The 14,508-nt window shown below is 70.9% G+C and carries 16 protein-coding genes; 6 read left to right on the top strand and 10 right to left on the bottom strand.

From position 1 onward, the window contains the following. Window positions 1-13: 13 nt before the first annotated feature. Complete coding sequence (locus HNQ07_RS04265) at window positions 14-475, bottom strand: response regulator (protein ID WP_184109624.1); 462 nt, start codon at window positions 473-475, stop codon at window positions 14-16. A 212-nt stretch (window positions 476-687) separates the two neighbouring features. On the opposite strand from HNQ07_RS04265, the gene HNQ07_RS04260 reads away from it, so the two are divergent. The 5 genes from HNQ07_RS04260 to HNQ07_RS04240 all read left to right on the top strand — a co-directional run bounded on the left by HNQ07_RS04260 (window position 688) and on the right by HNQ07_RS04240 (window position 4,315). Next, window positions 688-1,113, top strand: coding sequence for a DinB family protein (locus HNQ07_RS04260; RefSeq protein WP_184109623.1), 426 nt, complete (start codon window positions 688-690; stop codon window positions 1,111-1,113). Between the two features lie 10 nt (window positions 1,114-1,123). After that, window positions 1,124-1,651, top strand: a complete 528-nt coding sequence (gene yjjX / locus HNQ07_RS04255) for an inosine/xanthosine triphosphatase (RefSeq protein ID WP_184109622.1) — start codon at window positions 1,124-1,126, stop codon at window positions 1,649-1,651. Window positions 1,652-1,660: 9 nt separating this feature from the next. Continuing rightward, window positions 1,661-1,972, top strand: a complete 312-nt coding sequence (locus tag HNQ07_RS04250) for a GNAT family N-acetyltransferase (protein WP_184109621.1) — start codon at window positions 1,661-1,663, stop codon at window positions 1,970-1,972. Between the two features lie 10 nt (window positions 1,973-1,982). Then, on the top strand, window positions 1,983-2,843 hold the full coding sequence (locus tag HNQ07_RS04245) for an MBL fold metallo-hydrolase (protein ID WP_184109620.1): 861 nt from the start codon (window positions 1,983-1,985) through the stop codon (window positions 2,841-2,843). A gap of 68 nt (window positions 2,844-2,911) precedes the next feature. Further along, window positions 2,912-4,315, top strand: a complete 1,404-nt coding sequence (locus HNQ07_RS04240; protein ID WP_184109619.1) for an MATE family efflux transporter — start codon at window positions 2,912-2,914, stop codon at window positions 4,313-4,315. Window positions 4,316-4,374: 59 nt separating this feature from the next. Here the strand turns inward: HNQ07_RS04240 and HNQ07_RS04235 are convergent, their stop codons facing one another. From HNQ07_RS04235 to HNQ07_RS04195, 9 genes are all read right to left on the bottom strand, one after another. After that, entirely contained in the window at window positions 4,375-5,505 is a 1,131-nt protein-coding gene (locus tag HNQ07_RS04235) for an acyltransferase family protein (protein WP_184109618.1), read from the bottom strand. A gap of 135 nt (window positions 5,506-5,640) precedes the next feature. Further along, a complete protein-coding gene (locus tag HNQ07_RS04230; RefSeq protein WP_229831825.1) occupies window positions 5,641-6,351 on the bottom strand; it encodes an ABC transporter ATP-binding protein in 711 nt (236 codons plus the stop codon). Between the two features lie 62 nt (window positions 6,352-6,413). Beyond that, a complete protein-coding gene (locus tag HNQ07_RS04225) occupies window positions 6,414-7,253 on the bottom strand; it encodes an ABC transporter permease (RefSeq protein WP_184109616.1) in 840 nt (279 codons plus the stop codon). A gap of 4 nt (window positions 7,254-7,257) precedes the next feature. Further along, complete coding sequence (locus tag HNQ07_RS04220; RefSeq protein WP_229831826.1) at window positions 7,258-8,166, bottom strand: ABC transporter substrate-binding protein; 909 nt, start codon at window positions 8,164-8,166, stop codon at window positions 7,258-7,260. A gap of 198 nt (window positions 8,167-8,364) precedes the next feature. After that, entirely contained in the window at window positions 8,365-9,534 is a 1,170-nt protein-coding gene (gene sat / locus HNQ07_RS04215) for a sulfate adenylyltransferase (RefSeq protein WP_221274677.1), read from the bottom strand. A gap of 92 nt (window positions 9,535-9,626) precedes the next feature. After that, entirely contained in the window at window positions 9,627-10,340 is a 714-nt protein-coding gene (locus HNQ07_RS04210) for a phosphoadenylyl-sulfate reductase (RefSeq protein ID WP_184109865.1), read from the bottom strand. A gap of 2 nt (window positions 10,341-10,342) precedes the next feature. Further along, window positions 10,343-10,882 carry an adenylyl-sulfate kinase gene (gene cysC, locus HNQ07_RS04205; RefSeq protein ID WP_184109614.1) on the bottom strand — a complete coding sequence of 180 codons (540 nt, stop codon included), beginning with the start codon at window positions 10,880-10,882 and terminating at the stop codon, window positions 10,343-10,345. Next, window positions 10,879-12,465 carry a nitrite/sulfite reductase gene (locus HNQ07_RS04200; RefSeq protein WP_184109613.1) on the bottom strand — a complete coding sequence of 529 codons (1,587 nt, stop codon included), beginning with the start codon at window positions 12,463-12,465 and terminating at the stop codon, window positions 10,879-10,881. Before HNQ07_RS04200 ends, cysC begins: the two co-directional genes overlap by 4 nt. Before the next feature lie 12 nt (window positions 12,466-12,477). Continuing rightward, window positions 12,478-12,936 (bottom strand): DUF4395 domain-containing protein, encoded by a 459-nt coding sequence (locus HNQ07_RS04195; protein ID WP_184109612.1) that lies wholly within the window; start codon window positions 12,934-12,936, stop codon window positions 12,478-12,480. Between the two features lie 159 nt (window positions 12,937-13,095). On the opposite strand from HNQ07_RS04195, the gene HNQ07_RS04190 reads away from it, so the two are divergent. Then, window positions 13,096-14,484, top strand: a complete 1,389-nt coding sequence (locus tag HNQ07_RS04190; protein WP_184109611.1) for a YdgA family protein — start codon at window positions 13,096-13,098, stop codon at window positions 14,482-14,484. Window positions 14,485-14,508 lie beyond the last annotated feature (24 nt).

The raw sequence follows: 14,508 nt of genomic DNA, 5'->3' as shown, positions 1-14,508 counted from the left end.
GCGCTGACCCGGCTCAGTACCGGTCGTTCGGGTGCGGCGGGACGCGCACCACGCTCAGCATGTACTGCCCGATCGCCTGGATGGCGGCGTAGAAGCGGCTGAACTCGACCGGTTTGACCACATAGCTCGCGGCGTTCGCCTGGTACGAGCGCATGATGTCCTCCTCGGCGGCGCTCGTCGTGAGCATGATCACCGGGATCGTCATCAGGGCCGGGTCGCGTTTGAGGACGTCCAGCAGTTCCAGGCCGTTCATGCGCGGCATGTTGATGTCCAGCAGGATCACGTCCGGCCGCACCGACCCGGGCGTGCGCAGGAGCTCCAGCGCCTCGACGCCGTCGCGGGCGACGCGCAGGCAGTTGAACACGCCGGCCTCGGCGAAGGCCTCCTGGGTCAGGAGGATGTCGGCCTCCGTGTCCTCGACGAGCAGAATCTCGATGGGCGTGGGGTGATCCTGGGTCGGGGAGTCTGGAGTCATACGTGTCCTTGGGTGTGCGCCACTGCCGTGGCCGGGCGCGCCCACCGGGCGGCGCAGGAAACGGCGGGCGTGTGGTCAGTGTGCGTCGCCCCGCGCCGCTGCCGGACCAGAAGCGCTTTAGGCACCGGTCACGCGGCCTTGAGGGCTTCTTGACATGCTGTTTAGCCCATGGCCGCGCGGCGCGCGCGACGACGCGGGGTAAGCTGACGCGCGTGAACCTCCTGCAACATTCCCTGCTGGGCGGGACGTCGTTTCGCAGCGTGGCCGAGCTGCTCTCGGGCCTGAACTGGCACGAGGCGGCCCGCAAGACGCCGGGGGTGCCGTACACCCTGGCGGGCCTGATCTACCACCTGGCCGTGACGCAGCGCGCCAGCCTGGACCTGGCGACCGGCCGCGCCGAGTCGTGGCCCGAGGGCCTGAGCGTGTGGCCGGACCAGGCGCCCACCCGCGCGGAGTTCGAGGCCTCGCTGACTGATCTGCGCGCGGGCCTGGCGCAGGCACAGGTGCTCGCGGAGGACCCCTCCGCGCGGGCGCGCGAGCTGCTCGCGGATCTGGCGGTGCACAGCGCATATCACTGGGGGCAGGTGGCACTGCTGCGGCGGCTGTACGGCACCCTGCCGGGCAGCGGCGGCGTGTGAGGGGACGCGCGTGAGCGTCGTCGTCGGCAGCCGCAACCCGGCGAAGGTGGGTGCCGTACGCGAGGTGTTCCACGCGCTGGACCCCGCGCTGGAGGTCCGTGGCAGCGGCGTTCCGAGCGGCGTGCCGGACCAGCCGCTGGGCGTGGCGCAGACCCGCAGCGGCGCGGTGAACCGGGCCCGCGGCGCGCTGCGCGACCCCGGCGCCACGTGGGGGGTCGGGCTCGAGGGCGGCGTGCGCTTCAGCGGCGATCACGCGTGGCTGTTCGGGATCGTGGCGGTCGCGCGCCCGGGCGGTGCGCTGCACACGTCGCGCACCGCCGAACTGCGGCTGCCCGCAGTCGTCGCGGCGCGCGTGCGGGCGGGCGAGGAACTCGGGCCGGTGATGGACGACCTCCTGGGCACCGTGAGCATCAAGACGGGCGTGGGCACCGTCGGCGCGTTCACGCGCGGGCTGGTCACGCGGCCGCAGGTGTGGTCGCAGGCGCTGGCGCTCGCGATGGCGCCCCTGCTCACGCCGGAGGTGTACAGCGTCCGCTAGGCTGCGCCCATGACCCAGGACGTCCGTGTGAGCGACAACGCCGCCCAGCACCGCTACGAGATCAGTGTGGGTGGCCGCGTGGCCGGCTACGCCGAATACCAGGACGTGGCGGGCGCGCGGATGATGCCCCACACCGAGATCGACGAGGGCCACGAGGGCGAGGGCCTCGGCAGCCAGCTCGTGAAATTCGCGCTGGACGACATCCGCTCGCGCGGCCTGCACGTCCTGCCGATGTGCCCCTTCGTGGCGTCCTACATGCGCCGGCACCGCGAGTACACCGACCTCGTGCAGCCCGGGCAGCGCGGCGTGTTCGGCCTGTGAGCCGCGCGGCATGACGTGGGTCCAGCAGCGCCGCATCGGTGACTTCCTCGTCACGTCGCTCACGGACGGGCAGTTCCGGCTGGACGGCGGGGCGATGTACGGCACCGTGCCGAAGGTGCTGTGGTCGCGCGCCGTGCCCGCCGACGACGCCAACCGCATTCCGCTGCGTGTGAACCCGCTGCTGATCCAGCGCGGCGGCGAGGCGATCCTGGTCGAGTCGGGCCTGTGGGACCAGGGCGGCGAGAAGTTCGACGCCATGTACGCCGTCGAGCGCGACGAGTCGGTATTCCGGGGGCTGGACGCCGTGGGCCTCGGGCCGGACGACATCGACGTCGTGGTCTGCACCCACCTGCATTTCGACCACGCCGGGCGGAACGTGACGGGCCTGGGCGAGCCGACGTTCCCGAACGCCCGCTACGTGGTGCAGGCCCGGGAACTCCACGATGCCCGGCATCCCCACGAGCGCAGCCGCGCCAGCTACGTCCCGGCGACCTTCGAGCCGCTGCTGGACGCCGGACTGTTCGCTGTGGTGGAGGGTGAGCACGAGTTGCGCCCCGGCGTAATGCTGCTGCCGCTGCCGGGCCACACGCGCGGCATGCAGGGCGTGGTGCTGCGCTCCGGCGGGCAGACGCTCGTGTATACGGCGGACCTGCTGCCGACCCTGCACCACGCGCCGCTGCCGTACATCATGGGCTTCGACTCGGAGCCGATTACCACCCTGGAGACCCGCAAACGGTACTTTCCGCAGTGGGTGGAGGAGGGCGCGGTGCTCTGCACGCCGCACGACCCCGAGGTGCCTTTCGCGCGCCTGACCGTCGGCGAACGGGGGACGTACCGGGCAGTGCCGGACGCCCCGGCCGTCTCCCCCTGACGGACGCCGGCGGGCCTCCGCCATCCTGCTGATCCGGGGCTGAGAAGGACCGTGTAGTGTGGCCCGGTATGAGCGCCGCGACCGCATCCAGCCCGCCTTCTGAATCGATCAAGTCGCCGGCGCGCGAGATCGCCGGCATCGCCGTGCCGGTCAGCCTGGAGATGGTGATCCAGCTCGTCCTGGGCTTCATCAATCAGGTGATCGTCGGCACGCTCGGCGCGGTGTCGGTGGCCGCGGTCGGCCTGAGCGGCAGCCTGGGCTTCCTGTTCTTCATCACGCTGGGCGCACTCGGCAGCGGCACCAGCATCCTGGTCGCGCGCCGCGCCGGCGCCGGTGACCGCCACGGCGTGAACACCGTCATGACCGTGACCACCGCCCTGAGCGTGGTGCTGGGCATCGTGATCACGGTGCTGGTGTACTTCGTTGCTGGCCCGCTGCTGGGCCTCGCGGGCGGGGCCGCCGACGTGACGCGCGTCGCCACCCCGTACCTGCAGGTCCTGATGATCTCGCTGGTGCCGGGCATGCTCGGCTGGGTGTACAGCGGCGCGCTGCGTTCGCTGGGGCACGCCCGCACGCCGCTGGTCGCCACCGTCATCAGCGTCGCCATCGAGAGCGCGCTGGCGTACTCGCTGGTGTTCGGCGTGGGGCCGTTCCCGCAGCTGGGCGTGGTCGGCGCCGCGTGGGCCATCGTCGTGGCGAACACCTTCAAGGCCATCTACCTCGCCGCGCAGATCTACGGCCCCCGCCACCTCGCGGAACTGCACATCCCGCACCCGCGCTCGTGGCGCGAGGTCGCCGCGCCCCTGATGACCATCACGGCGCCCCTGGCCTTCACGGAGTTCGCGTGGAGCCTCGGCGGCTTCCTGTACGCCGCCGTGTTCGCCCGCGTGGGCACCCAGGCGCTCGCGGCCAGCCAGATCTCCGCGAACCTCGAGAGCGTGTTCTTCATCTCCTCGTTTGGCCTGATGAGCGCTGCCACCGTCTTCATCGGCCGCAGCCTGGGCGCCGGGGACGCCGGAGCCGCTCAGAGCTGGCTGCGGCAGATCCTGCGCGCCGGCCTGATCACCGCCCTGATCAGCGGCGTGCTGTACGCCCTGAGCGCGCTGGCTGTGCCGCTGCTGTTCCCCCGCGTGGGCGCCGAGGTGCAGCAGCTCGCCGTCGTCGGCATCCTGATCACCGCCGTGAGCCAGATCGTGAAGGTGCGCAACATGATCATCGGCGGGGGGGTGCTGCCCGGCACCGGCGACGGCAAGGGCGTGCTGCTGGGCGACATCGTGGGCGCCTTCGTGATCGGCCTGCCGCTCGCCATCGTGCTGGGGCTGTACAGCCCGCTGGGCGCGTGGGGCGTCTTCCTCGCCCGGGTGCTGGAGGAAGTCAGCAAGGTCATCATTTTCGAGTGGCGCCGCCGCCTGGTCGACTGGCCGCGCCTCGCCCGTGAGCAGGCCGGCACGGCCGTCGTCGCGGCCCATTGAGCGGTCGGACCGAAAGGCGTGCCGGACAGGGGATCGTCCGCCGCGCCTTTCCCTGTCCTTCAGTCGGCCGCCACCGTCCGGGTCGATACCACGCGGCGCTTCAGGCGCTCCGAGCGCGTCACGGCGGGCCGCTCCACCAGGCGGTACATGACCTCCGCGACCGGGAAGGTCAGCGCGAACGACAGCAGCAGCAGCCACGGCACCGGCAGCCGGTCTGTGCCCAGCCGCACGACCAGCGTGATCACCAGCGTGTGGTACAGGTACACGCTGTAACTCACGCGGCCCAGCCATTGCAGGGCCGGCCGCTCCAGCCACGTGCGGAATGGTGCCCAGCCCAGCGCCAGCGCGACCAGCAGCGCCGACCCGAACACCGTGACGGTGTCGTTGACGGTCGTGCGGACCCAGCCCATGTCGGCCGTCCAGCCGTACCACTGCACCGGAATCAGCAGCAGCGTCACCGCGAGCACGGCCGCCGGCACGCCGACCGGCCAGCGGGCCACGGTGCGCGCAGCGAGGTCGTGGTGACGCGACAGCCACGCCCCCAGCACGAACATCGCGAGGTACCGCAGCAGGTTCGTGGCGATGTCGCCGGTGCCGTAGAAATAGTGCGCCGCGAGCATCAGCACGCACAGCAGCGGCGTGAAGACGGCGTGCTGCCGCGCCAGGAGCACCACGACCGGGAGCAGCAGCGACAGCCACATCTCCCACTTCAGGCTCCACACCACCGGCAAAAATGCCCACTGCGTCAGGCCCTCGTCCATGCGGCCCAGCATCAGCACGTGCTGCACGTAGGCGCTGACGCCCGCCTCCTTCCAGATGTTCTCGAACCACACGCTGGTGCCCAGGACCGGTGTCCAGCCCAGGCGCCAGAACGCGAGCGCGGCCAGAGTTACGGCCACGATGAACGGCACCCACACGCGCCACACCCGCCGCACCACGAAGTTCATCATGTCCAGCGGCTCGCCGCGCCACACCGGAAGGGTCAACACAAAGCCCGATAGCAGGAAGAAGAACGACACCGCCTCGCCGCCCGCCCACAGCAGGTGCAGCGGCGAGAACGTCAGCCACGCTGCCCATCCGCTCTGGCCCACCTGGGTGGGGAAGAACGCGGGCAGCGTGAGCAGGTGATGGTGGACGACCACGACCAGCGCCGCCAGACCGCGCAGGCTCCCCAGGGCAGTGAAACGCATACCCGAGTGTAGGAGGTCGGTTCGGCCCGGCCCTGCAGAGGTGTACACCGGTGGGCGCTGAGGCGCAGCTGAGAACAGAAGCGCGTGGAGACCTGTGCTCCACGCGCCGCAACACTCAGGGTTCGGGAGGCCAGCTCAGTGCTGCACGGCCGCCTGGAGGTCGGCCAGCGTCAGGCCCTTGGAGCGGGCATCCAGGGCCACCTGGCCGTCCTTGAGCGCGACCACCCGTTGGCCGAGGTGCAGGGCTTCCTCGAGCTGGTGCGTCACGAAGACCACCGTGACCTTCTGCTGCCACCAGATGCCCAGCAGCTCGTCGGCCAGCGACGTGCGCGTCTGGACGTCCAGGGCGCTGAAGGGCTCGTCCAGCAGCAGCAGGCCCGGCTTCACGGCCAGCGCGCGGGCCAGGCTCACGCGCTGGCGCTGCCCGCCGGACAGTTCGTGCACGCGGCGGTCCGCGTAGCCGTCCAGACCGACCAGCCGCAGCGCCTCGGCCGCGCGCGCGTCCTGCTGGGCGCGCTTCTGGCGCTTCAGGCCGAACTTCACGTTCCCGGCCACGTCCAGCCACGGAAACAGCGCGCTCTCCTGTTGCACCAGCGTCAGGCTGTGGTGCGGGCCGCGCACCGTCTCGTCGCCCAGGCGGATCACGCCCTGCTGCGGGCGCAGGAAGCCGGCCAGCAGGCTCAGCAGGGTGCTCTTGCCGCTGCCCGACGGGCCGACCACGCACAGGAACTCGCCGGGCGGCACGTGCAGGTCGATGGGTCCCAGGCCCGCGCGGCCCTTGTAGTGGTAGCTCACGCCCTCCAGCGTCAGGCTCGAACCCGGGTGGGCATCGTGCGCGGCGCCCATATCCGCCGTGACCGGGGCGGTGGTCGTGGGGGGAGCGGCGGGGTCGCGGTCCACAGTTGCGGTCATTGTGCCACCTCCAGGCCGTAATCCCGCCGGACGCGGGCTTCCACAGTGCGCAGCAGCAGGTCGAACAGCCCGCCGATCACCCCGATGATGATGATGGTCGCCAGCACCAGCGCCACATTCGCGGTGTTGCGCCCGACCTCCAGCTGCTCGCCCAGGCTCTTGGAGCCCGCGATCAGCAGTTCACCGCCGACCAGAGCGCGCCACGCGAAACTCCACGCGGTGCGCAGGCCCGTCAGGACGTTCGGCACGGCGGCCGGCAGCAGCACCCGCCACGTGAGCATGGGACCGTGCGCGCCCAGCGTGCGGCCCGCGATCCGCAGCGCCGGCGGCACGGTCAGGAGCGCGCCGGACACCGCCAGCGCCACCGGGATGAAGCCCTCAAGGATCACCACGAACAGCACGGCCCGCTCGTTCAGGCCCAGGAACAGGATCGCGAACGGCACGAAGGCAATGCTGGGTACGCTCTGCACGCCGGTCAGGTACGCCCCCAGCGACGTCCGCACCGGCGGCCACGCGCCCATGATCAGCCCGACCACGCCGCCCAGCGCGACGGCCGCGGCGTAGCCGATCAGCACGCGGCGCAGGCTGCCGCCGATCGCGGAGAGCAGCTTGCCGTCCTGCGGACCGGTGCCCCACAAGCCGTAGGCTACCTCGGTCCACACGGCGTGCGGGCTGGGGAAGACGTACGGCGGGTACAGCTTCAACACGTCCGTGACCAGCCACCACACGGCCACGATCACCAGCAGGCCGATCACCTGCCACGCCAGCGTGCGCCAGCGCCCCGAGGGCCGCGTGGCCGGGGTGACGGAATCGCCGGGAGCGCGCGACACGGTCATGCCGTCATTTCCTCACGAAAGACGCCAGGTCCGGCGTGTTGCGGGCGTACCCGGCCTCGACGTTCAGCGCCGCGTACTCCTTCAGGGCGTCGAGGTCGAGGGTAGTCGTGAAGCGCGTGCGGGCGAAGGCGCGCTGGAGCACGCGCAGGTCGATCTTCTCGCCGGTCAGTTTTTCCAGCTGGGCATTCACGGCCGTCTGGGCCGCCGCCGGGTTCTTCGTCAGGAACGCCACGGCCTCGGTGTGCGCCTTCAGGAACGCAGTCACCAGACCGGGATTCGCGTCTGCGAACTTGGCGTTCACGATCACGATGGTCGTCGGGTACTGGCCGCCCCGCCACACGGTCTTCTCGCTGCCGATCACCCTGTGCCCCTGCGCTTCGAGCACCGCGCCCCACGGCTCAGGCACCAGCGTCGCGTCGGCGCGCTTGCCGACAAACGCCGCGAGCGTGTCGGCCGGCGGGATCGGCACGATGGTGACGTCTCCGCCGTCATTCCTGGACTTCAGGCCCTGCTCCTTGAGGATGTGCCGCAGGCTGATGTCCTGCGTGTTGCCCAGGCTGGGCACGGCGACCGTCTTGCCGGCGAGGTCCTTGTACGACCTGATGCCGCTGTCCTTACGGGCGACCAGCACCGCGCCCGCCTCGGACGCGCCCGCGAGGAACTGCACCGGCATGCCGCGCGTGGCCGCGCTGATGGCCGGGCCGGGGCCGACGTACGCGATGTCGATCTGCCCTGCCGCGAACGCCTCGGTCAGGGTGGTGCCCGACACGAACTGCTTGGCATCGAGCTTGACACTGCCCAGCGCCTTCTGGAACGTGCCGCGCTCCAGGCCGATCAGCGCCGGCGCGTGCGTGAGGTTGGGGAAAAATCCCAGCCGGACGGTGGTCGCGGGCTGGGCGCTGGCGTGGGGCATCACGATCAGGGCCGCCGCCAGGGCGGCCTGCGACGCTCGGCGCAGCGGAATACGGTGAGGCAGGGAACGGCGCATGGGCTCCTCCTTCAGCGGGGTACAGGAACAGGTCGGACCGGAGTCCTGCGTATGGTGACCGCCCGGCTCATGAAGAATCTGTGATAAGGGCCGGGCGGGTCTTCAGGGTTGCGGCCGGGCGACTCAGCCCGCGCGGGTATACGCGCGGCGCAGCACTTCCGCCACTTCCGGGCGCGTGAATTCGCGCGGCAGGTCCTCGCCGGCGCGCAGCTTCTCGCGCACCTTGGTGCCGCTCAGGATCAGGTGGTGGCTGGAGTCGTGGGGGCACGTGCGCGGGCTCACCAGTTGCCCGCACGACTGGCAGTAGAAGGTGTGCTCGAAGCGCAGGATGCGGATCCCCAGTTCCTCGGCGGTGAACGCGCGGAAGATCTCCTGGGCGTCGTAGGTGCCGTAGTAGCTGCCCACGCCGGCGTGGTCGCGGCCCACGATGAAGTGTGACGCGCCGTAGTTGCGCCGCGACAGCGCGTGCACGATCGCCTCACGCGGCCCGGCGTAGCGCATCGCGGCCGGGTACACGCTCAGCAGCGTGCGGGCCTGCGGGTAGTACTTCTCCAGCAGCACCTCGTAGGCCTCCACGCGGGTCGCGGCGGGCACGTCGTCACCCTTGGTGGTGCCCACCAGCGGGTGCAGCAGCAGGCCGTCCACGAGTTCCAGCGCGACCTTCTGCAGGTACTCGTGCGCGCGGTGGATGGGGTTGCGCGTCTGGAACGCCACGGTGGAGCGCCAGCCGCGCGCCTCGATCACTGCCCGGACCTCGGCCGGCGTGCGGTGGTGGGCGGGGAAGGCGCCGCGCGGCACCTCGAACAGCGTGACCGGCCCGCTCACGTTCACGTCGCCCTGGGCGTACAGCGCGGCCACGCCGGGGTGCGCGGCGTCCTCGGTGCGGTAGACCTCGCGCGCTTCCCAGGACTTGCGGGCGTCGTAGCGTTCCTGAATCTCGACCGTGCCCACGTCCTGACCGCCGAAGGTCAGCACGACGGTGCCGTGCAGGCGCGCGGCGTCGTCGCGGGTCACGGGCAGCGTGATCGGGATGCTCCACGGCGTGCCGTCTGCGAGGCGCACGTGCTCGATGATCGAGGTGTAGTCCGCCTCGTTTACGAAGCCCGTCAGCGGCGAGTACGCGCCGGTGGCCAGGAGTTCCAGGTCCGCGTAGGAGCGCTCGCTGAGGTCCAGGCGGGGCAGGCCGTCCAGGCTGGCGGGATCGAAGTCGTGGCCGGGTCGGCGCACCCGGTTCACGAGCGTGCCGCCCAGGGGCGTGGGCAGGGTGGTGGTTTCGGTCATCAGCGTGGGCATCGTCGTCTCCGGGACGTGGATTACTGGATGAAAGAGGTCAACTGAATCGGCAAAAAAAGGGGTGCGTCAGGCCCGCGGACATCGCCGGGCGGTCATAGCGTGTTGTTCCCGGCCCACAGGCCACACTCGGTCTTGCCCTTGCCGGCCCAGCGGCCCGCGCGGGCGTCCTCGCCGGGGCGCACGGCGCGCGTGCACGTCCAGCAGCCCACGCTCAGGAACCCGTCGAAGTACAGCGGATTCACCGGCAGGTCGTGCTCGCGGGCGTAGGCCTCCAGGCGCTCGCGCGTCCAGTGCGCCAGCGGATTGACCTTCACGCGCGCGCCGCCGTCCTCCACGAAGGGGATGTCGGCGCGGGTGCTCGCCTGGTCGCGGCTGCGGGCGTTCAGCAGCGCGCCCGGGGCACGCTGACGCAGGTACGCCTGCAGCGGAGCGACCTTGCGCACCGCGCAGCACGCGTCGGGATCGCTGGCGTACAGCGCCGGGTCGGTCTGGCCGTCCTCGGGGTGCGCGCCGCCGTTCAGGGTCACGAAGGTCAGCTCGGGGTAGCGCGCGGCCAGCCGGTCGCGGGTCGCCAGCGTCTCCGGGAAGTGGTAGCCGGTATCCACGAACACCACGTCGCCGCGGTATCCGGCCCGTACCGCGAGGTCGATCAGCACCACGCCGTTCAGGTTGAAGGCGCTGGGCATCAACACGTCCGGATGACTCTCCAGCGCCCAGCGGATCACGTCCAGCGGATCGGTGTCCGGAGTAAACGCGTCCGGGCCGGGCCGGTCGTTGCCGGGGGCCGAACGGGGACCGTCGAGAATCGTCACAGCCCCAACCGCCCCAGCAGCTGCCGCACGCCGTCCTCGACGCTGATCTTGTGCGTTTCCAGGTGAACGTCGGGCGACTCGGGTGCCTCGTAGGGATCGCTCACGCCCGTGAAGTGCGGGATCTCGCCGGCGATGGCGCGCAGGTAGAGGCCCTTCACGTCGCGCTCGGTGACGACCTCCAGCGGCGCGTCCACGAACACTTCCAGCGCGTCGGGAAACGACGCCAGCACCTCGCGCCGGGTGTCGGCGTAGGGGCTGATCGCGCTGACCAGCACCGTCACGCCATGCTTGGCCAGCAGGCCCGCCACGAACCCGATGCGGCGGACGTTGGTGTCGCGGTCTGCCTTGGTGAAGCCCAGCCCCTTGGACAGGTTCTCGCGCACGGCGTCGCCATCCAGCAGCTCCACCGACACGCCGCGCGCGTGCAGTTCGGCGTACAGCGCGCTTGCCAGGGTGCTCTTGCCGGCACCGCTCAGGCCGGTGAACCACACCACACGGCCGGTGGTTACCGCAGGACGCTCGGCGGCGACGGTCACGCGTTCACCAGTGACTTCGCGCTCAGGCCGGCGGCGCTCAGCACCGCGTCGGGCGTGAAGCGGTCGTGGCCCACGCGGTCGGCGTATTCCACGAAGCTTTCGGCGGGCTGCTTGTGGGCCTGGAAGTCCGACAGCACGGCGTCGGTGTACTCGGTCAGGCGCTCGGCGGGCACGGCGCCCCTCAGCTTCGTGCCGGTGCGCTGCGCCTGACCGATGCTGCCGGCGAGATGCACGTTGTAGACCTCGTGCACGGTGCCGTCGGGGTCGGTCTTGTTCGCGCCCATGAAGCCCAGGTCCGCGACCTGGTAGCGCGTGCAGGCGTTCGAGCAGCCGGTCAGGTTGATGGTGACGGGCACGTCCAGACCGCTGAACTTCGCCTCGATCTGGTCGACCAGCCCGGCGGTGCGCGCCTTGGTCTCGGTCAGGGCCAGGCGGCAGAACTGCGTGCCGGTGCACGCGATGGTGGTGCCGCGCAGCGTGGTCTTGGGCGCGAGGTCCAGCGCGGCCAGCTCGGCGCTGAGGGCAGCCACGTCCTCCGACTTCACGTGCGGGATCACCATGTTCTGGAACGCGGTGGTGCGCAGCGTGCCCTGGCCGTAGCGCTCGGCCAGGGCAGCCAGCGCGCGGGCCTTGTCGGGGTTGATGCGTCCCACGGTGGTCGCCACGACCACGTAGTTCAGGCCGTCCGCCTGGGGGTTCACGCCCAGCACGTCGTTGCCGCCGAAGCGCGCGACGGGCGCGGCGGGGCCGTCCTGGAGTGTGCGGCCCAGGTACTCGGTCTCGACGATCTCGCGGAACTTCTCCACGCCGAGGTCCTTGATCAGGAACTTCAGGCGGCTCTTCTTGCGGTTGGCGCGGTAGCCGTGGTCACGGTACGCCCCGGCGATGGCGCGGCCCACCTCGACGACCTCCTCGGGGCGGATGAACACGCCCAGCCGCTTGGCGAGGTGCGCGACCGCGCCCAGGCCGCCGCCCACCCACACGTCGAAGCCGACCTCGCCGTTCACCCGGTGGGCCAGGAAGCCGATGTCGTTGATCATGTGGATGCCTTCGAGTTCCGGCACCGCCGTGATGCTGATCTTGAACTTGCGCGGCAGGTCCTGGAAGTCCGGGTTGCCGCTGAGGCTGCCTTCCATGGACGCGGCGATGGGGCGCACGTCGATCACTTCACGCGCGTCCAGGCCGGCCAGTGGGCTGGCGATCACCGCGCGCACGGTGTCGCCGCACGCACCCTTGGTGTGCAGACCGATGGCCTCCAGGCGGTCGAAGATCGCGGGGATGTTTCCGATGGTCAGCCAGTGGAACTGGAAGGCCTGACGGTCCGTGACGTCCAGCAGGCCGCGGCCGTAGTCCTCCGCGATGCCCGCGATGCCGCGCAGCGTGTCGCTGCTGAACTCGGCGGTGGGCACTTTCACACGCATCATCAGGAAGCCGTCTTCCTGAGGGCGCTGCGGGTACACGCCGGCCCACTTCAGCAGGTCGATGCGCTCGGGGTCGATTGCGCCCTGCGCGGCGTACTGCGGGATCAGGTCGAAGATCTGGAAGGGCGGCAGTTCTTTTTTCAGGGTCTCGATATCGGACATGTCAGGGGTTCCTTAGCGGCTCAGGATGGCGTAGCGGAGGCGGCGGTACTGGAAGTACATCAGACAGCCCACGCAGATCTTCTTGGTGAGGTTCAGGGCGGCCAGTGCGATGACCACGAGGCCCAGCACGGCCCCGACCACGGGCAGACCCGCGAGGGTCACCAGCGCCGAGGCGAGCAGGAAGGTCCCGCCCACGCCCTGAGCGAAATGGTGGGCGCGCGGGTCCTCATCCACGACGTCGGGTTTCAGGCCCAGCGGACGGCCGAGCGCACGGTACGCGGCGCGCAGCGGCGAGGCGTCGGGGAAGACGGCGCCGAGCAGCATGGCCGCGCCGAGCAGCAGCGTGAGCAGCGGCGCGGTCAGGACGACGGCCAGCGCCGTCACGGCGATCACCGTGACCTGATTGAACCGCAGGGCGCTGAGATCCGTGCGGGCCGCACGGGAGCTGGCAGGGGAGGGCGAGCCAATCATTGATGAAAAGAGTAATCTTCTAAAGCTGACAAAACAAGTCAACTGATGACAGGTGTCTGGACGAATCCCCCCATCGGGCGGCCCGTCTGCGGCAACCCGGGCGCGGCGCCGTCCGTAGTGTGAAGGGTAGGTTCACATTCCCCGCTCTCAGGAGACCCCATGACCCGGATCACCAAGCCCCCGCCTGGCCGCGCCCGCCCCCGACGCCGCTCTCCACTGGCAGCCGTTGCGCTGACCGCCGTCATCGCTCTGGGCGCCGTGGCCGGGGCGACCGCCGTGTTCGCTGGCCGCACGCAGGCCGTGGCGAACGACCTCACCACGCAGCTCAACGCCACTCTCGGACCGACCGGAGTCGTGACCGTGACCCAGACGGCGTACCGGCGCGGCCTCACGTCGTCCACGCAGATCCTCGACGTGCGGATCAGTGACCAGGGTGCCGGCGTGCCCTTTGACGTGATCGTCACGAACCGCATCCAGCACGGCCCATTTCCCGGACTGCGCGGTGTGGCGCAGGCGACGGTGGACACCGAGGTCGCCTTCAAGGACGCGGCGGCGCAGGCCGCCTACGACCGGGCCTTTCCCAACCGCAAGCCGACCCTGCACACGGTCGTCGGGCTGGCCGGCGGCTCGGACAGCACCCTGGACGTACCCGCCGGCAGTGTGCGCGCCGACGACGGCACCCAGGTGACGTGGCAGGCCGCCCACGCGCTCCTTGCTGTGGCCGGAACCACCACCCGCAGCACCGTGACCTGGCCCGGCGGCACGGTCGTCAGTGCGGACGGCGGCGCCACCGTGCGCGGCCTCACCGCGACGGGCACCACCCACCAGTCTGCGGGCCGCGCGCTGGGGACCGGAACGGCGACCGTCGAGTTGCAGGGTGTGAGCTTCATCGGCGGCGGCCAGAACGTCGAACTGGGCACTGTGAAGGTCAGCAGCGAAACGACCGAGGCGGGCGGGTTCTACGGCAGCGCCGCCCGCTACGACGTGGGCACCCTGAAGGCGGGTGGGCAGACCGTCTCTGACCTGCGGGTGCACGTGGGCGTGTCGCACGTGCCGGGCGCGCCGCTGGAGCGGATCGTCACGCTGCTCCAGCAGGCGCAGCAGGGGAGCGTGGCCCCGGGCCGCCGGGAGACCCTCACGCCGGCGCAACAGCAGCAGCTCCAGAGTGACCTGCTCGACGTGCTGCGTGGTGGGCCGGCCCTCGACATCGAGCGGATCAGCGTGACACGGCCCGCCGGAGAGGTCGCCGTGACCGGCCGGATCACAGTGCCGGGCGCCGCGACCCTGACGGCCCCTCAGCTCGCGCAGGTGGCGCAGTCGCCGGCCCTGCTGGGGGGACTGCTCGCCGTGACGCTGAACGTGCGCGGCAGCGAGGCCGCCATCACGGACCTCGTGTCGTCCGTGGGGGCGCCGGGTCAGGGCATCGCGCAGAACCTCGGTGCGCTGGAACAGGCGGGCTACATCACCCGCGCGGGCCGCACGCTGAGCACGACGCTGCGCCTCGACGGCGGCGCGGTCACGCTGAACGGCCGGTCGCTCGGGGAGTAGGCGGCCCGGCTGGGCGGGCACGCA

Origin of the sequence: Deinococcus metalli, assembly GCF_014201805.1 — a bacterium.
Classification (GTDB): Bacteria; Deinococcota; Deinococci; order Deinococcales; family Deinococcaceae; genus Deinococcus; species Deinococcus metalli.
This window is presented reverse-complemented; position numbering and strand designations above follow the sequence as displayed.